Annotated in this window: 19 protein-coding genes; 5 read left to right on the forward strand and 14 right to left on the reverse strand. The window is 43.5% G+C overall.

The annotated features are described in order from the left end of the window. The first annotated feature begins 113 nt into the window (after positions 1-113). Positions 114-728, forward strand: a complete 615-nt coding sequence (locus ACH10T_RS03540) for a 5-formyltetrahydrofolate cyclo-ligase (protein WP_394807951.1) — start codon at positions 114-116, stop codon at positions 726-728. A gap of 126 nt (positions 729-854) precedes the next feature. Here the strand turns inward: ACH10T_RS03540 and ACH10T_RS03545 are convergent, their stop codons facing one another. From ACH10T_RS03545 to lptC, 9 genes are all read right to left on the reverse strand, one after another. Then, positions 855-1466, reverse strand: coding sequence for a PEP-CTERM sorting domain-containing protein (locus ACH10T_RS03545; RefSeq protein ID WP_394807952.1), 612 nt, complete (start codon positions 1464-1466; stop codon positions 855-857). Positions 1467-1655: 189 nt separating this feature from the next. Then, positions 1656-2264 carry a flavin prenyltransferase UbiX gene (locus tag ACH10T_RS03550; protein WP_394807953.1) on the reverse strand — a complete coding sequence of 203 codons (609 nt, stop codon included), beginning with the start codon at positions 2262-2264 and terminating at the stop codon, positions 1656-1658. 85 nt (positions 2265-2349) lie between these two features. Then, complete coding sequence (hprK, locus tag ACH10T_RS03555; protein ID WP_394807954.1) at positions 2350-3294, reverse strand: HPr(Ser) kinase/phosphatase; 945 nt, start codon at positions 3292-3294, stop codon at positions 2350-2352. Beyond that, positions 3281-3748, reverse strand: coding sequence for a PTS sugar transporter subunit IIA (locus tag ACH10T_RS03560; protein ID WP_394807955.1), 468 nt, complete (start codon positions 3746-3748; stop codon positions 3281-3283). The genes hprK and ACH10T_RS03560 overlap by 14 nt, the downstream gene beginning before the upstream one ends. Positions 3749-3869: 121 nt before the next feature. Further along, a complete protein-coding gene (hpf, locus tag ACH10T_RS03565) occupies positions 3870-4199 on the reverse strand; it encodes a ribosome hibernation-promoting factor, HPF/YfiA family (RefSeq protein WP_394807956.1) in 330 nt (109 codons plus the stop codon). Positions 4200-4218: 19 nt separating this feature from the next. Beyond that, positions 4219-5664: an RNA polymerase factor sigma-54 gene (locus ACH10T_RS03570; RefSeq protein WP_394807957.1), complete on the reverse strand. Its 1446-nt coding sequence runs from the start codon at positions 5662-5664 to the stop codon at positions 4219-4221. Positions 5665-5718: 54 nt separating this feature from the next. Next, positions 5719-6441, reverse strand: a complete 723-nt coding sequence (gene lptB / locus ACH10T_RS03575; RefSeq protein WP_394807958.1) for an LPS export ABC transporter ATP-binding protein — start codon at positions 6439-6441, stop codon at positions 5719-5721. Positions 6442-6485: 44 nt separating this feature from the next. Beyond that, on the reverse strand, positions 6486-7016 hold the full coding sequence (gene lptA, locus ACH10T_RS03580) for a lipopolysaccharide transport periplasmic protein LptA (protein ID WP_394807959.1): 531 nt from the start codon (positions 7014-7016) through the stop codon (positions 6486-6488). Continuing rightward, positions 7013-7549 carry an LPS export ABC transporter periplasmic protein LptC gene (lptC, locus tag ACH10T_RS03585; RefSeq protein ID WP_394807960.1) on the reverse strand — a complete coding sequence of 179 codons (537 nt, stop codon included), beginning with the start codon at positions 7547-7549 and terminating at the stop codon, positions 7013-7015. Before lptC ends, lptA begins: the two co-directional genes overlap by 4 nt. A 256-nt stretch (positions 7550-7805) precedes the next feature. Here lptC and nadA point away from each other — a divergent pair, with 256 nt between their 5' ends. The 4 genes from nadA (at position 7806) to ACH10T_RS03605 (ending at position 12081) form a co-directional block, all read left to right on the forward strand. Next, positions 7806-8903: a quinolinate synthase NadA gene (gene nadA / locus ACH10T_RS03590; RefSeq protein ID WP_394807961.1), complete on the forward strand. Its 1098-nt coding sequence runs from the start codon at positions 7806-7808 to the stop codon at positions 8901-8903. A gap of 120 nt (positions 8904-9023) precedes the next feature. Further along, positions 9024-10196, forward strand: coding sequence for a cardiolipin synthase ClsB (gene clsB, locus ACH10T_RS03595; protein WP_394807962.1), 1173 nt, complete (start codon positions 9024-9026; stop codon positions 10194-10196). Between the two features lie 63 nt (positions 10197-10259). Beyond that, positions 10260-11303 carry an L-threonylcarbamoyladenylate synthase gene (locus ACH10T_RS03600; RefSeq protein WP_394807963.1) on the forward strand — a complete coding sequence of 348 codons (1044 nt, stop codon included), beginning with the start codon at positions 10260-10262 and terminating at the stop codon, positions 11301-11303. A gap of 1 nt (position 11304) precedes the next feature. Continuing rightward, the gene (locus ACH10T_RS03605; protein WP_394807964.1) at positions 11305-12081 is read left to right on the forward strand and encodes an HAD family hydrolase; all 777 of its coding nucleotides are present in this window, start codon (positions 11305-11307) and stop codon (positions 12079-12081) included. Between the two features lie 611 nt (positions 12082-12692). Here the strand turns inward: ACH10T_RS03605 and ACH10T_RS03610 are convergent. The 5 genes from ACH10T_RS03610 to mreC all read right to left on the reverse strand — a co-directional run bounded on the left by ACH10T_RS03610 (position 12693) and on the right by mreC (position 18149). Further along, on the reverse strand, positions 12693-13658 hold the full coding sequence (locus ACH10T_RS03610; protein ID WP_394807965.1) for a septal ring lytic transglycosylase RlpA family protein: 966 nt from the start codon (positions 13656-13658) through the stop codon (positions 12693-12695). Next, positions 13655-14755 (reverse strand): rod shape-determining protein RodA, encoded by a 1101-nt coding sequence (gene rodA / locus ACH10T_RS03615; protein ID WP_394807966.1) that lies wholly within the window; start codon positions 14753-14755, stop codon positions 13655-13657. The genes ACH10T_RS03610 and rodA overlap by 4 nt, the downstream gene beginning before the upstream one ends. 61 nt (positions 14756-14816) lie before the next feature. Continuing rightward, positions 14817-16730, reverse strand: coding sequence for a penicillin-binding protein 2 (mrdA, locus tag ACH10T_RS03620; protein ID WP_394807967.1), 1914 nt, complete (start codon positions 16728-16730; stop codon positions 14817-14819). Beyond that, positions 16727-17278, reverse strand: coding sequence for a rod shape-determining protein MreD (gene mreD / locus ACH10T_RS03625; protein ID WP_394807968.1), 552 nt, complete (start codon positions 17276-17278; stop codon positions 16727-16729). Before mreD ends, mrdA begins: the two co-directional genes overlap by 4 nt. Continuing rightward, on the reverse strand, positions 17259-18149 hold the full coding sequence (gene mreC / locus ACH10T_RS03630) for a rod shape-determining protein MreC (protein WP_394807969.1): 891 nt from the start codon (positions 18147-18149) through the stop codon (positions 17259-17261). The genes mreD and mreC overlap by 20 nt, the downstream gene beginning before the upstream one ends. Positions 18150-18206: the final 57 nt, after the last annotated feature.

Here is an 18206-nt window from a genome sequence, read left to right on the forward strand (position 1 = left end):
GCATCGCAAACTTGTTTTATTGGTGTTATAGGAATACCTATATTACAAGTTTGTTTCTATTTATTAAATAGTTATCTTAAAATGTCAACAGGCCCTAGCACAAATTAGAAATGATGGATAATTTATTTGAATGGAGAAAACATAAACGAAAACAATTAATCGAATCCAGAGAAACTTTATCTGAGGCTACCCGTCAGCAATGGAGTCAAGCAATTTCAGATTTGCTCAGAAAAGGTTTCCCAAAACTTCAGAAAATGAATATTGGAATTTATTGGCCGTTTCGGGGTGAATACGACCCACGGTCAATTGCCCAGTATTTTATGCATCATGGCGCAACACTCGCACTACCGGAAGTAGTCAGTACGAATGCACCACTCTGTTTTCGTGAATGGTTGCCTGGATTACCTATGAAAAATGGTGCTTATGGCATTCCTATCCCTGTAGACACTAGGATTGTGAAGGTTGAGGCGATAATTATTCCCATGGTTGGCTTTGATCAATATGGCTATCGTTTGGGCTATGGCAGCGGTTATTTTGATCGTACTTTAGCTACGTACCAACCACAACCCTTAACTATCGGAGTAGCTTTTGAAATGCAACGATTAGAAAATGTTTACGCTCAGCCACATGATATAGCAATGCATTATATTGTGACAGAAGCTGGCATTTTCCGAACTGAAGAACATGAACTCAAGCTCATCCCCGCATCTCAGTGCGCCGATGAGTAAACAGTATGATAGCAACAATTTTCACCACGCGCTCTGCAGCAAAACCATGGAGAATCGCAAGTTTGTTACCACAAAAGATAACCCCGCCAAGAAAATGGGGTTAACTGGAAGATAGGTAAATCCAAGCTAAGCATTTTGCTTCCTGTAGGGTGCCACGAAACCTATCAGACCCAATCCGGCTAACAACATCAAATATGTTTGTGGCTCTGGAATTGCAGGAGTATTGAATGCTGCGCCACCGAAAATTGCAACATCACCTTTGGTTGAATTTGGATTATGCCGGCCGAGTTGTACAATCCTTAATGAATGCGCTACAGAATCCAATTCTGTCACTACTAAAATTATATTTCCTGTTCGATACATATCGTATGTACCAACATCAATGTTATCGACAAAAAACTGGGCAAAACCATCGTTATGATCCCCAGCCATGATGAAGCCAACACTATTACTGATTACGGAAAACGCTGTAGTCGCTTCGCTCGTTCCAGGTATACCAGCTGCTGAATCATCAAACAACCACAATTCTCGCGCACCTAAACCCCCTCTGGGCCCAACACCCGAGACATCCCAGTCGATCCCACCTCGCCCGGCATTTCTATATTCAATAACTGCATTCCCATTGATATCACCTAAATTTCCTTGACGTGTTGCTGCCTCTAAAGGTATCCATTGCATGGATAAAGCTGATACATGCGAGCTAAGCAACAATAGTGTAACCACCAGTATTCGAGTCATTTTCTATTTTACATCCCAGTTAAAGTTAAATAAATTACATCAATATGATGTCATTCTATCTGACAAATAAGCATAGAAAAATAGGCTATTTATCCTGATACTGTCATGAGTTCATACTCAAAAAGGTGCTATCTGTTTGTATGAACTGTCGGATTTTAGCCAAAAACCTATATAGCGCGTCGGTCGGCTTTATATTCCCCAGCGAGGAATCAAGGTATGTATAATCCCCAAATGATCAAGAATGCGAGCAACAACAAAATCAACCATATCCTGTACCGTCTGCGGGTGATGATAAAAACCAGGATTCGCAGGTAGAATAACGGCGCCGCTACGCACTAGCTTGAGCATGTTTTCCAGATGAATGGAAGAAAACGGTGTCTCCCGTGGCACTAGAATAAGTTGCCGATTTTCCTTCAACATGACGTCCGCTGCCCGTTCGATCAATTTCTGATTCAGGCCTGCAGCAATCGCTGCCAAGGTCCCCATCGTACAGGGACAAATCACCATCGAATCAGCCGGATTAGAGCCGGAAGCAACTGGTGCAAACCACTCCTCGCGTCCGAATACACGTAACTGTCCTTCTGGCACATGATACTGATGATTAAAAAAGGATTCTGCTTCCTTAGCACTGGAAGGCAGTGCCAGATTCATTTCCTGTTGCGCAACAATTTGCGCTACTTTTGAATACAGGAGATAAACTTGCTTTCCTTCCCGCAACAACATTTCGAGCAAACGAATCCCATAAGGCATCCCAGATGCACCAGTCAATGCCAAGGTAATCGTCTGAGAATTTTTCATCTTAATCCAAGTTGATTCGGGAAATAATCCCGATGTGATTGTTATTAAAAGAAAATGAACAAATCATTCGGGTTAGTACTGGCTTTTATCCGCCTTCGTTATTCATTTCCCGCTCATGACGTTCAATAAACTCCTTCGTGCCATCAATACCACGTAATTGCAAAACATAATTTCGCACTGCTGCTTCCACGAGAACGGCCAAATTCCGGCCAGCCGCCACAGGAATAATGACCTTACGGATATCAACATTCATAATGCTCTCGTTAAGATCACTGATGGGCAGTCGTTCCAATAAACCAGCATTTGTTCCTCCGCTATTCTGCAAGTGAACGATCAGCTTCATATTTTTACGACGCCGTACTGCGGTTTCTCCAAAAATTGTACGGATATTCAACATGCCTAAGCCCCGTACTTCAAGATAATCCCTGAGCATTGGAGGGCAGCGACCTTCCAATGTCTCCGGGGCGACACGTCGTAATTCTACGACATCATCTGCTACTAAACCATGACCGCGACTTATTAATTCTAGGGCCAATTCGCTTTTACCAACACCGCTTTCACCAGTTATTATGACTCCCATACCCAACACATCCAGAAGTACCCCATGTAAACTACAAGACGGAGCCAACACGCTTCCCAGGTAAGAGCGAATCAGCCAGATAACTTCCAAACCGGGGTAAGGTGAATGCAGTAAAGGGATATCGAATGCACTGGCCATACTCAGGATAGACACAGGTATTTCGGCATTGTCCGCCACGATAATACATGCCAGGTTGCTTTGCGTCAGCTGGTTTATTTTTTTCTCAAGTGAGGCAGCATCCAGCTTGTTTAAATAATGAATCTCATCACTACTAATCACCTGAATCCAGTCTGGGTGGATAAAATTCAAATGACCAATCATACCTTGCCCAGACTGTGCAACAGCCTCATCACTGAGTTCAGTATCGCCGCCACACTGACCCGCGATCCAGTTTAGTTTAAGTTTCTCCTTCTTATCTTCAAATAGCTGAGCAATACTAATCTTCGACATTCGGTTTCCAATCAACAATGAGTTTATGGATCTTCGCAGCATCTTTACACTGCAAAATTCCTTCACGAAACTGCTTATCACTAAACATCTGCGCCAGTTCACTGAGGATCTGCAAGTGCTTATCAGTAGCTTTCTCTGGGACCAGTAAAATACAAGCCAGATTAACTGGTCGACCGTCAGGTGCATCAAAGGGTATCGCCTCTTTCATTGTTACCAAGGCAGCAACCGCTTCGCGTAATCCCTTTATACGGCCGTGTGGAATAGCCACGCCCTGTCCTAAACCTGTTGAGCCAAGTTTTTCCCGTGCGAACAGACTATCAAAAACCTGACTGCGCGCAATTTGATTGGCATTTTCAAATAATAATCCAGCTTGTTCAAAAACACGTTTCTTGCTGGTGACATCCAGATCGACAATAACATTGGACAGCGGTAATAATTGCGAGATTTGATTCATGGAAAATAGGATTATTCGTTCAAATGATAGTGAAGCGTACAGTTTCTTAATTACAATTCATGCAGCATTCCAGAAGAATCAACATTTCTTTTTTGGAAATAGAAACATGCCTAATTATCTTTTATTGCTCATCAAGATCTTGATTTTTCAATGCGCCGTGGTTCCGGCGCTCAAGATTCTTTTCCTTGTGTTTGAGTATCTGTCGATCCAGCTTGTCCACGAGACTATCAATCGATGCATACATATCTTCACTGTCAGTTTCGACAAAAATATCTTTACCACGCACATGAACGTTCGCTTCCGCCTTTTGTTTAAGTTTCTCTACCGACAGAATGACACTGACGTCAATGACATGATCAAAATGGCGTGTAATTTTACCGACCTTTGAAATGACATATTCACGCATAGCATCGGTAATTTCTACATGGTTTCCGGTAAGTTTAAGGTTCATATCCTTCCTTTTCTTCTGATTAAAATGATTTACGAAGATTTGCTGCAGGAATCTGTATCGATTCCCGGTACTTCGCAATGGTTCGACGAGCAACAACAATACCTTGCTGTTCAAGAATAGTTGAAATTCTGTTATCGCTGAGTGGTTTCCTTGGGTTTTCTTCCTGTATCAGTTGCTTGATCAAGGCACGGATCGCCGTCGCTGAACAAGCTCCCCCTGAATCCGTAGAGACATGGCTACCAAAAAAATATTTAAGTTCAAAAATACCTCGCGGAGTATACATAAATTTTTGTGTAGTTACCCGTGATACTGTTGATTCATGTAGACTCAAGGTTTCCGCAATATCTCGTAATACAAGCGGACGCATAGCAACTTCTCCATGTTCAAAAAATTGCTGCTGGCGTTCCACAATCACACTGGCTACTCTCAAAATAGTACTTGATCTCTGCTGAATATTCTTAATCAGCCATTTAGCTTCATTCAACTGGCTTACTAAACCACGTGAAGAATGATGCTCCTGTTTCAGTATGTTAGCATAGAGATGATTAATATTGAGGCGTGGGATTGCGGCCATGTTAAGGTTTGCCCTCCAGACCCCATTTTTTTTAGTAATCGTAATATCCGGCACAATATAGCGTTCACTTTGAGAATTAAACTGTGCACCTGGTTTAGGATTCAGATTAATAATCAGTTTCTGAATAGCTCGTAAACTTTGATCATCACATGCCAATAATCTCTTAATCTGACCAAAATCGTGCGCTGCCAAAATTTCCAAATATTCTTGCGCAACTTTTATTGCCTGATTACGGCAGACATCGTCAGGCAACGCTTGCAGTTGCAGCACCAAACACTCTTGTAGGTTACGTGCGCCCACACCCGATGGGTCAAGATACTGTAAACATTTGAGTGCATCCTGCAAGTCATCCAGATTGATGCCCAGTTCTGCGGGCAGCATTTCCATTAGCTCATCCAAATCCTGTAACAGATAGCCATCTTCATTCAAGCTGTCAATCAACAGACTAACAATAAATTTCTCATGCTCAGAAATTTGACTCAGGCAAATCTGGAAATTTAAATGTTCACGCAAACTCAATGGTCTGGCAGGTATTTGCGGCGCCTCATGATCATCATCTTCATAAGTGCCCTGAGAAAAAATATTTTCCTGTGACCATTCAGGATCCGATTCAAAGCGTTCCTCCGGCTCATCTTTAACTTCAGATGCTGCCGTTTCTGGTGGCACGCTATCAAAATCTGCAGAATCTTCTGATTCTGAATGCTCGAATGAATTTTCAGCCACAGGCGCATTCCATTCCTCATCGAGCTCCAACAACGGATTTTCCTGCACGATCCGTTCAATCTCTTGATTTAATTCAAGCGTCGATAATTGCAGCAGCCGGATGGATTGCTGCAATTGGGGGGTAAGCTTAAGTTGCTGAGATAACTTTAGTTGGAGTGTTGGCTTCATGATCCTGGAAAAACAGCAATTGCTAAATGAATTGACTTCAATTCATTCGTTATTTTACAAGCGGAAGTGTTCTCCCAAATAAACTTCCCTGACTTTTTCATTATCTATGATCTCTTCAGGTTTACCTTTAGCTAGCACATGACCTTCACTGATGATATAAGCTCGATCACAAATCCCTAATGTCTCTCGAACATTATGATCCGTAATCAGTACACCAATTTTCCGCTCTCTCAGAAAAGAAATGACTTTCTGTATGTCCACGACAGCGATCGGATCAACACCTGCAAACGGCTCATCCAGTAAAATAAAACGCGGCTGCGATGCCAATGCGCGGGCTATTTCGACACGACGACGCTCACCTCCCGATAAACTGATTGCGGAATTATTACGCAAATGACTGATATGCAAATCGTGTAATAAGTCATCTAAATACCCCTGTTTCGTCTCTTCATCCAAATTTTGTAACTCTAATACCGCAAGAATATTCTCTTCAACCGTCAAACGCCGGAAAATGGATGCTTCTTGCGGCAAATAGCTCAGCCCAAGCTTTGCCCTTCGATGAATCGGCAATTGACTTAGATCTTGCTCATCCAGATGTATCCCGCCGCCATCGAGAGGCACCAAGCCAACGATCATATAGAAACAAGTCGTTTTTCCGGCACCATTGGGTCCGAGTAATCCAATCACCTCACCGCTGCTGATTGAAAAAGAAACATCCTGCACCACAGTGCGTGATTTATAGCGTTTTCTTAAATTACTGGCCTTTAATTCACTCATTTTCTGAAATCATATCCGTTTCTAATCTGGTGTTGCTATTTGTGCTACTCAGAATTATTTTTTGGCTGAATAGTTATCCGCACCCGCTTGTCAGGACCTGTTTCATCTCCACGTTCCTTGCTGCCAATCACTTTGAAGAACTCGGTCTTCATATCATAGGAAATATAATCGCCCTGCACTTCATCGGAACCACGTTTCAAACGTGCTTGCCGGAATAATTCGATTTTGTCCGTTTTACTATCGTATTCAGCCCGTTGACTCCATCCTTCAACATACTCACTCAGACCATCGCGTTTCTGTCGAAAGCTAACGAGATCTCCAGTAGCTGTTGCATACCGGAATCCATGCAAATCTTCTTTCATAATCACTTTGTCGGCAGTAATCCGCAAGGTTCCCTGCGTCAGGATCACATTTCCGGTAAATACACTGACCCGGTTAGATTCTTTACGATTCACATCTTCAACGGTTGCACGATCAGCTTCCAGATAGATCGGTTTTTCACGATCACCCCGCTCAGCCCAGACAGACTGAGTAAAGCACAAACTAAACAAGCCTATAGCGATAATTCGTTTCATTTTGTATTCACAGCTTTTACTTTTGATAGGAGTTGTATCACTCCAATACGATTATTGAATTCCAGTCCGGTTGAATGAATCGTGGTATTCAATCTTGAAATAGTCACCTCATGATCTGTCTTAACCAGATTGTCATCCGGAATCAGATGCAAGAAATCAGTCATCAAAGTAATCTTACTTTTCTCATCATCCGTTCCTCTGATTGCAGTCACATTTCCTATTAATGTGATATTTTTACCTTTACTTTTTACTTCAGCTCTATCTGCATGCAATCGCATCAGCTGTTTTTCCGGATCGATATTAATAAAACTTACTTGTTCCATCTGCGTCACTTCCTCGTCGAGGTAGTGAAATAGTTTCTTTGCTGTGAATTTACGTTGAATTTCCTGCTCGTGATCCATACGAATACCGGATAGGTCTTCTACAATATAGTCTGGATTGACGTACAAGTTCTCACCTCCAATCGGTTCCGCTGGCCGTGTTATCCGGTCCAGCCAGAACGTCAATAACGCCAAAACAATTAGGAGAATCAAAGGAGATCTGATATGTAGGCGATTAACCATTTAGAAATATTGCTCGTTTCATTAATCCCAAAATATTGAGTATCAATCTAGCCCTACTGATTAAAAAATGCACTTTTATAAATTATAACAGAACACTAATCTCCATTTAACGAATCGATTCTTGTACCATTCTTTCAGTAGGTCTTTAAATGTCATGCATGAATCCATATCTTAGGATAGAGTAATGTGCATTATTTGATAAACCATTGGGAAGAAAAGAATCGCAATGCATCAAAAAACCTTTGAATTTGAACAATATGATCAGTTACAGAATGAAGCATGCGCACAGCGTATTATTGCGGCCAAAAATACTCTGGGAAAACGCGCTGTTATTTTGGCGCATCATTATCAGCGTGCAGATGTATACCGGCATGCCGATCTGACGGGTGATTCTTTAAAACTTTCTTACCTTGCAGCACAAACTGACGCCGATTACCTGGTTTTCTGCGGTGTTCATTTTATGGCTGAAGTGGCGGATATTCTTTCCGGCCCCGAGCAGATTGCTATTTTACCCGATATGGCTGCCGGCTGTTCGATGGCAGATATGGCCAATCTTTCCAATGTCGAGCGTGCCTGGCGCGAACTTGCGGAAATATTGGATCCCGATGAAACGGTCACCCCGGTCACTTACATTAATTCTGCGGCCGATCTTAAAGCTTTCTGTGGCGAGCACGGGGGCATTGTCTGCACATCCAGTAATGCCGGGAAAGTTCTGCAATGGTCATTTAATCAGCGGGAAAAGGTTTTATTCTTCCCTGATCAGCATCTCGGTCGTTGGAGCGGGCATCAACTGGGCATTCCACTCGATGAAATGCCAGTATGGAATTTTGATGAACCAATGGGTGGATTAACTGTTGAACAAATTAAGAAGGCTAAAATTTTACTCTGGAAAGGCCATTGTTCTGTTCATCAAATGTTTCAGCCACAGCACATTATTCGCTTCCGCAATCAATATCCCGATGGTATCGTCATTTCTCACCCGGAATGTAGTTTTGAGGTTTGCAAGGCTTCCGATTATGTCGGCTCAACCGAGTACATCATTAAAACCATTGCAGAAGCAAAAAGCGACACACGCTGGTTAGTAGGCACTGAGCTCAATCTGGTTAGCCGGATTACTGAAGAATTCAAGTCCCAAGGAAAAATTATTCAGTTTATGTCACCCATGGTATGTATGTGTTCGACGATGGCACGAATTGATCCGCAGCATCTGGCTTGGGTACTGGAAAATCTGGTCAACGGCAATGTCGTAAATCAGATCAAAGTCCCTCAGGATGAAGCCAAGCTTGCAAAATTAGCGCTGGATAGAATGTTGAAGATTTCATAGTTACAGATATGCACATGCCTGTGAATCTGCAAATCGCCAGCTACATGTTCCCAGAGATTATCCCGGAGCTAATCAGCACATAATGACGCATGCGGCACTATCTGAAAATTTAATCCGCACATGAAAAATCCCCATTTTGTTGATAGTAACCACATAACCCTACTACACAATGGCGACGAATATTTTCCGGAATTAGAAGCGGCAATAGAAAAAGCACAAACAGAAATACACATTGAAACGTATATTTTTGAATACGATGCCATTGGCAGAAAAATCTCAGCGGCTTTAAAACGTGCAGCACAACGTGGCATAGCCGTACATCTGCTGCTGGATGGTTTTGGCTCGCAGGATTTTCCGCGAGAGGAAATCGACAGCATGCTTCAGGCCGGCATGAAGGTACTCATATTCCGGCCTGAATTTATTTTTTCAATGCCACGGCGTTATCGTTTACGCCGGATGCATCGCAAATTAGTCATTGTTGACGCACAAATCGCTTTTGCCGGTGGCATCAATATCATTGATGATCAACATAATCCGGAAAAACTAACACCGCGTTTTGATTATGCTATTGTTATCAAAGGCCCGCTACTTATTCAGATCCATAAGGCTGTGAAGCATTTATGGATGTTAGTCACCTGGGTGCATTTAAAGAAACGCTGGGTTATCCCAGTTACTATAAAGCCGGAGGACAAACCTTGCGGAGATCAAAAAGCCGCATTTGTGATACGAGATAACTGGCGGCACCGTCATGACATTGAGCACGCTTATCTAGAAGCCATCAACCAGGCACATACCGAAATCATCATTGCCAACGCTTATTTTTTGCCTGGAAGAAAGTTTAGCAACGCGCTAAAAACTGCCGCTCAACGTGGCGTAACGGTTGAGCTTTTATTGCAAGGTAAAATTGAATATCGTTTGCAGCACCATGCAACTCAGGCACTGTATGAAAATTTGTTGAAAGCCGGGATAAAAATTTATGAATATAATCGCAGTTATTTGCATGCAAAAGTAGCGGTTATTGATCAGCATTGGGCAACCGTGGGTTCTTCCAACATTGATCCTTTCAGTTTGCTGCTGGCGCGCGAAGCCAATATCATCATTGAAGATCATCAATTTGCGCTTGAGCTCAGAACAAGTTTAAAAACCGCGATTTCAGAAGAGTCCATACCGGTAATGCCAGCGCACAAAGGCTTCTTCTCATGGCGTAATTATATTGTGAACTGGCTGAGTTTTTATATCGTACGTATGATGCAAGGCGTGCTCGGATATGACTGGCATGACAATATACCGTGATTTCATTAATGAACCACTCATCGCTTTTGTTTGATTCGGCAATCAAAAAATTTCACCACAAGAATGGTACACACACAATACAAGCAGAATAAATCCAGTTTGACAGCGGAGCAACAGGATCAGATTACTGCAGCCGCTCTGATATTGCGCGAAGGCGGCACAGTGGCTTTCCCTACTGAAACAGTTTATGGTCTCGGTGCAGATGTCACCAACCCGGATGCCATCAATAAAATTTACCAAATAAAACAGCGGCCGATAGATCACCCGCTCATCGTTCATATTGGCGATGTTTCCCATTTGGACTACTGGGCACAAGCAATACCGAATTCCGCCTGGAAGCTAGCCCGACACTTCTGGCCCGGCCCCCTCACACTGATTCTGCAACGCAGCCGCCACATACCCGATAGCGTTACCGGCGGCCAAGATACTGTGGGCTTGCGCATACCGGCGCATCCTGTTGCACTAGCGCTACTTGCTGCATTGGGACCCAAAAAAGCCCTGGCTGCACCATCCGCAAATCGTTTTGGACGAATCAGCCCAACCACGGCGGCACATGTGCAAGAGGAATTGGGCGTAGCGGTCGATATGATCCTGGATGGCGGCGCCTGTGAAGTAGGCTTGGAAAGTACGATCGTCAGTTTTCATGATCAATCGCCAAAGATACTCCGCCCGGGTGGAATCGCATTATCTGCACTGGAATCTGTGTTGGAGGGCCCGGTTATATTAGCGCACAACACAAGTCAGATGATACGTACATCCGGGTCATTACCAGCCCACTACGCGCCTGCAACGCCATTAAGAATATATTCGACAAAGCACATATGGGATCGCTCTTTAGCCCTAGCTGCGCAAGGTTTTCGGGTACTTGTCATGACATGGTCCGATATCGGCCGATCGCGACCTTCGAGTCAATCTATCGAACAATTTTCCATGCCTGTAGATCCAATTGCGTATGGCCAGCAACTCTATTCAAAATTACGCCAGTTTGATCAGGCAGCATTTGATTATATGATAATAGAGACGCCGCCTGATCATCATAGCTGGTTAGCCATTGCGGATCGTTTGCAACGTGCCAGCTATAATCCATTTGATAATAAACAGAATTAAAATGACGAATACACAGAATAAACTACAAGCCGTACTTTTTGATGTTGATGGCACGCTTGCCGACACCGAGCAAGATGGCCATCGTCTTGCCTTCAATGCTGCATTTAAACAATTTAATCTCGACTGGAATTGGGATATCGATCTTTATGGTGAGCTATTGCAAGTCACCGGCGGAAAAGAACGGATTCGTTATTACATAGAAAGATATGCTCCGGCTGAACTGAATAAAAGTGATTTGCCAGACTGGATTGTCAGTTTACACAAAACCAAAACCAACTACTTTGAATCACTGATGGAAGCCGGTAGCATTCCGTTACGCCCGGGTGTCGCGCGGTTGATCCATGAATTGCGCCAGGAAAAAATAAAACTCGCGATTGCGACAACAACGACAATGGAGAATGTTACCGCTCTGCTAAAATCCACATTAGGCGAAGAATCGATTGGCTGGTTCGACGTGATTGGTGCCGGTGACATTGTGCCGATGAAAAAACCGGCACCTGATATTTACCTATGGGTGCTCGATCAACTCAAATTAACCCCGCAACAATGCATCGCCATAGAAGATTCGGAAAACGGTTTGAAGTCTGCACTGGCTGCAAACCTCCCTACGCTCATCACGGTAAGTGGTTATACTCATTCACAAGATTTTAACGGTGCAGTCGCAGTTTTGTCAGATCTTGGCGAACCATCCCAACCGTTCACCCAAATCAGAAGCATAACAATTGTCGATAAAGATTGGGTTGATTATAGGCTACTCAACAACCTAATCAATCATTAGGTCTAACAGGCCGTTGAAAAACTATCTGCGTTGCCGCTACGGTGTTAAAAACAGACTCAAAATGCTCATTTATTAAGCATAAACTGCGCTTTTTCGCCTGTTTTTTCCTTGCATCGGCTACCTCGAAAACGTTTTTCAACGACCTGCTAAATACAAAATACAATAAAAACCTGATCATTAAAATATGCTGATTTTCATGGAGTCCATAGTTCCGTGAAATGAAGAATAGAGACAGCACAATCGTCCCGCGCTCAACACAATCAAGAATGATAAAATAATCAATTAAGTATCTAAAAATAAAATGAATTAACCATTACTAAATCCATCACAAAACAACATTTTCACATGCGTGTACTAAAAGTCACAGGCATAATTTAGATATAGCGGTATATTCCCTCTCTGTTTTCATCTTCAAAATTCTAAGTAGGTATTAAACTTGAAATCATGTTGTCGCAATTGATTCGAGAATATCGAAGTCAAAATGTAAAAAATGTAGTGATACCTTTACTGAGGAAGATGTTTTACATTTGACTTGTGCTGATTGCGATCAATGATTTTATGACGAGGCCCTTTAATCCCTATTGCTTGCAATAGGGATTTTTTTGCCTCTATTAGTCGATCACCAGCACAGGCTTTATCGCAAGCTGTTGCGTAATCGTATTAGCTGCCAGCTGTGCAACAACCTGATCTAGATAGGGCCCCGCGTGAATTTTGTACAAACCATTATTTTGGGTAATACTGATCGTATCGTTGAGCCACGGAAGTTTCTTCCGTACCTGTGTTAGAAAATTACGTGCATTATCCGATGAGCCAAATGCGCCCAGTTGCAGATAAACCATATTCATTTCCGTATTACTGTCTGCAACAGGCAGCGATGCCGATGGCTTGGAAACAGCCAGTCTGACCGTATCACCATCACCAGGCAATATGCTTACAACCTCAACCCGACCACTTCCACCAGCCAGTATTCCCAGTTTATACGCCGCCGTATAAGAAAGATCGATTAAGCGATCGGATAGAAATGGACCGCGATCATTCAGACGCACAATCACTGACTTGCCATTCTCCAGATTGGTTACCCGGGCATAGCTGGGTAGCGGCAACGTCGGGTGAGCCGCTGTCATTGCATACATGTCGTATACCTCCCCCGATGCCGTATTGTTTCCATGATAACGGCGGCCATACCATGAAGCGGCTCCCCGTTCTTTATAGGGCCGTAGTTCAGTCATGGGCTTAAAATTTTTCCCTAATGCAACATATGGCTGCATATTGGCCGGACGCAACGGCTCAACTCTGGGTACCGCATCTGGAACTAAATGCAGATTCGACGGTGGATTATCGTCCGGACCATCATCCAGATAATATCCCCCTCCTTTTCTAGCCACTTTACCTGCGCCTGAGTCAGGTACTGAAGCAGAAGATGCATCTTTTTGTGACAGCGCGGCTGTGTATTGCGGCGTACTACTGCAAGCCGCCAACACTGCAAAGACCAATGCCGATGCCAATCCAATAACTGGTGTTGATAATATAGACAAATAGTTTCGAACTTTCTGGAACGCGGAATTAGTGTCTGTCATGTTTTGACTAGTTTAGGATGTGTTTGAATACTCATCAAAATACCAAAACCAAGCAACATTGTCACCATGGATGTACCCCCATAGCTGATGAGTGGAAGCGGAACGCCTACAATGGGAAGGATACCACTAACCATTCCCATGTTAACAAAAATGTACGTAAAGAAAGTCAGTGTAATTGATCCGGCAATCAAGCGAGTAAACTGTGTCGAGGCATTGGCCGTAATCACCATGCACCGCGCAATGACTACTAAATATAGAAATAATAGTATGGTATTACCAATGAGGCCAAACTCTTCGGAAAAAACTGCAAAAATAAAATCAGTACTCTGTTCCGGTAAAAAATCCAATTGCGCTTGTGTGCCGTTCTGCCACCCTTTACCAATAACACCACCAGAACCAATCGCGATGGATGATTGTATAGTGTGATAACCAGCACCCAGTGGATCTTGTGAAGGATCAAGCAATGTCATAATACGTCGGCGCTGGTAATCATGCATCATTGACCAAAATACTGGCAAGCTAGCTGCAACCGTTACCACCAATCCGGCAATGATGCGCCAGGATAGTCCAGCCAGAAACAACACATAAAAACCGCTGGCCGCAATTAATAAAGCAGTGCCCAAATCCGGTTGCCGCAGAATCAACAAAACCGGCAACATTAACAGTACCGTTGCGCCAAGATAGTCTTTCAGACGTAAGGTGATTTCGTGTTTGTCGAAATACCAGGCCATCATCAATGGTATGGCAATCTTCATCAATTCAGACGGTTGAATTCTTGTTACCCCGATATTGAGCCAGCGCCTTGCGCCATTGTTGATTTCTCCAAACAAGGCAACACCGATCAGCAAGGCGAGTCCCAATACATACATGGGTAGCGCAAGACGCATGATTTGTTGCAAAGGGATATTAGCAACCAGCCACATGATGACCAAGGCCACCAGCATGTTGATGATTTGATTACTGACTCTGCTCATATTTGCGCCTGTGGCACTGTAGAGCACAATCAGCCCCACGGCCATTAATGTGAGTATCCCGATCAACAGAAAACTATCCATGTAGCGTGTGAAATAGTGCCAGATTTTTCTAATTTCTATCATACTTTGATTTAATCAGCCGCCATCTTTGAATGGATTGTTTAACCAATCGCCAGCCAAATCCTTAGAGATGATCATGAACATGTTCTTCGGCAGGCTCATTTAATTTTGCAACGGTCGCATCAGGCAATTTCCCTAGTAAATAATAATCAAATACTTGTCTGGCGATAGGTGCTGCGGTTGAACCTCCGGTTCCAGTATTCTCAACCAGTACCGCCAGCGCAATTTTAGGGTTATCTGCTGGCGCATATGCGATAAACATGGCATGGTCACGGTGACGCTCATTAATAGATTTTTCATTGTACCGTTCCCCCTGCTTAATACCGATCACTTGTGACGTACCGGTTTTACCTGCAAAATCATAGGCTGCATTAGCACCGGCTTTTGCAGCGGTACCGCCAGGACGGGTAACATCAACCAATGCACTTTTGACGACTTCAAGATTTCTGGGTTTTAGATTCAGGCTGTAGAGCAGCTTTTCAGGAATATCCTCGACATCTCCGGTATCACTGTTCTGTATTTGTTTAACCAAACGGGGAAGATAAGCTTTGCCATTATTCGCGATAATCATGGTGGCAAAAGCGAGTTGTAAAGGTGTAGTCAGGTTATAGCCCTGACCGATTGCAACAGAAATGGTATCTCCGGCATACCACTTTTGCTTATATTGATTCATTTTCCAGGCAGATGATGGCAGAAGTCCAGAAACTTCACCTTCTACATCAATACCTGTTTTCTTACCCAATCCAAATTGGCCGATGAAGCTGTGTATATTGTCTATCCCTAGATCATTGGCAAGACTGTAATAATAGGTATCGCATGAAACGACTAACGATTTATGCAAATCAACCCTGCCATGGCCACCCGGTTTCCAATCGCGATAGCGGCGTTCTACACCAGGCAATGAAAAGTATCCGGGATCGCTCATACTATATTCCGGCGTGCGTTTCCCGAGCTCAAGCGCCGCTAATGCCATAAAAGGTTTAAAGGTTGATCCAGGTGGATAAACACCCCGTAATGCCCGGTTGTTCAATGGTCTATCAATCGAATTGTTAAGCAGACTCCAGTTTTCCTGATCAATACCGCCGATAAAAAGATTATTGTCATAGCCTGGTTTGCTGACAAAGGCAAGCACCTCGCCGTTATTCGGATCCAATGCAACCAATGCGCCACGACGATCGCCAAAAGCTTTTTCTGCAGCCTCCTGTAATCCAAGATCCAGTGAAAGGATCAAATTGTTACCCGGAATGGATGGTGTACGCGACAGAACACGAATGGAACGGCCTGCTGCATCGGTTTCCACTTCTTCAAAACCAGTAACACCATGTAATTGCTTCTCATAGCTCTGTTCAATGCCGATTTTTCCAATATGCTGAGAACCTCGATAATTATTGAGTTCTTCATTGCGTTCAATTTGCTCAAGATCTTGGTCATTAATGCGACTGATATAGCCGATGATATGCGATACGACTTCTTTTTCCGGATATTGACGCAGCACACGCGCCCTGATTTCTATACCAGGAAACCGGTAGCGATTAGCCGCGAAGGTTGCGATTTCCACATCCGTCAAACGGCTACGAATAGGCAGGCTTTTAAATCGTTTACTTTCCTTCAGCAATTTCTTGAATCGCTGACGATCAGTGGCAGTTATTTCAATAATTGTCGCCAGTTCATTCAGCGTCGATTCAAGATCAGGGATCTTACTGGGCACAACTTCTAACGTGTATGCTGAATAGTTTTGCGCCAAAACCCGCCCATTGCGGTCATAAATCAAGCCGCGATTGGGAACCAGCGGTGAAATGGAAATACGATTTGCTTCCGCCAGCGTGTGATAGTGCTCTTGTTGAGAAACCTGTAAATAATAGAAGCGCACATAGAGTATCAAGAATAGGACGAGTACAAAACAAGCGCTAATAGCGAGACGAAAACGAAATTTATGTAATTCAACAGGATGATTTCGCAGTTCTACATGTCGTCTCATAACGCATCAGAATCTGGCTTCTGCTTCAGTAGCATCGTTAACAGGAAGGAACCGGGTGCCCAAAGCAAGGTACCCGTCACTGTCGCAAAGAAATATTGTTTATCTGGTAAGGCTGAGCCACCTGAGATTGCAACCAGAATAACGACCATCTGCATGATTAATAATATCAAACCAATCTGAGGGGCTTGTTGCATCGAATTAAATAACCGTAATCGCCGCCCGAAGATTAATGTAAGGTAAATGATGACACAATAGGCTAATGCATGCTGTCCCAGTATACCGGTGTTGCCGACATCCATCAGCAATCCCATGCCGAAAGCCACGTTCATTCCCATTTTATGCGGGTGATTAATATTCCAATGGGCTATCGCAATGGCTACGAAATCAGGACGAAATATCAATATATCCCCTTGCAATGGCAGGAAATTTAGAATCAAAGCCAAAACCAAACTTGCCGCAATAAACCAATTACTGGCAGGAACATACACATCCTGTCCAAAGTAATTGTCCTTATTTGATCTATCGTCTTTAATTCTTTCCGGATTCAATTTTAGGCATCTCTAAAGCATCATGGGATTCCGGTTGCACCAGGGACAGGATTAAAACTTGCCGGTTCCGATCCACGTCAGCAACCGGTGTACTGATAATCTGAGCAAAATCACCCGTAGGGTCTCGTTCAATTCGCAGCACTGTCGCAACAGGAATACCAGGCGGATACACCCCGCCGATTCCAGAAGTGACCAGCTGGTCGCCTTGCTGAATATCAGTATTCACCGATAGATAACGCAACTCCAGTAGATCATTTTTACCGGTACCTGACACGACAGAGCGCAAACTGTTACGGACAACCTGCACGGGAACGGAATGGTCTCTGTCGGTCAACAGTGTCACTTCGGATGACCAAGGATATAACTGCGTGACTTGTCCGACGATGCCTTTATCATCAATGACTGCCTGGCCGAGTTGAATATGATGCTGACCGCCTTTATTCAGGGTAATTTTATGATTAAACGGATCGCGCGGGGTATACAAAATTTTAGCCAAAACTGCCTTAGTTCTGGTTTTGGTTTCAATTTGTTGCGCCGCCCCGAGCAAATTGCGTAAATGAAGATTCTCAGCTTCCAGTGAAGCTAATTTTAGCAATTGCTCCCGATCCTCGATATAGATCTGCCGCAGTTTTATGTTCTCTTCCAGTAAGTTAAAACTGGCGACAAATTCCTCTACCTGATCATAAATATTGGCTGGAATATAGGCAATTTGCTGTAATGGGAAAATAACCACACCAATAGCCTGACGCAATTGCGGAAAATATTTGAAACGCGTATCTCCAACAATCAGTAAACAGGATAACAAAGCGAATACAAACAGCCGTGTAAACGGACCTGGGCCATGTCTGAAAAACTGAGGAGCTGTTTCCATTACGTCCAGTATTTACAAATCTGGTTTTGTTTCTGAGTCAGTTTATGCAATAAGAAA

Source organism: Nitrosomonas sp. (genome assembly GCF_043753625.1).
In the GTDB taxonomy this organism is placed as follows: Bacteria; Pseudomonadota; Gammaproteobacteria; order Burkholderiales; family Nitrosomonadaceae; genus Nitrosomonas.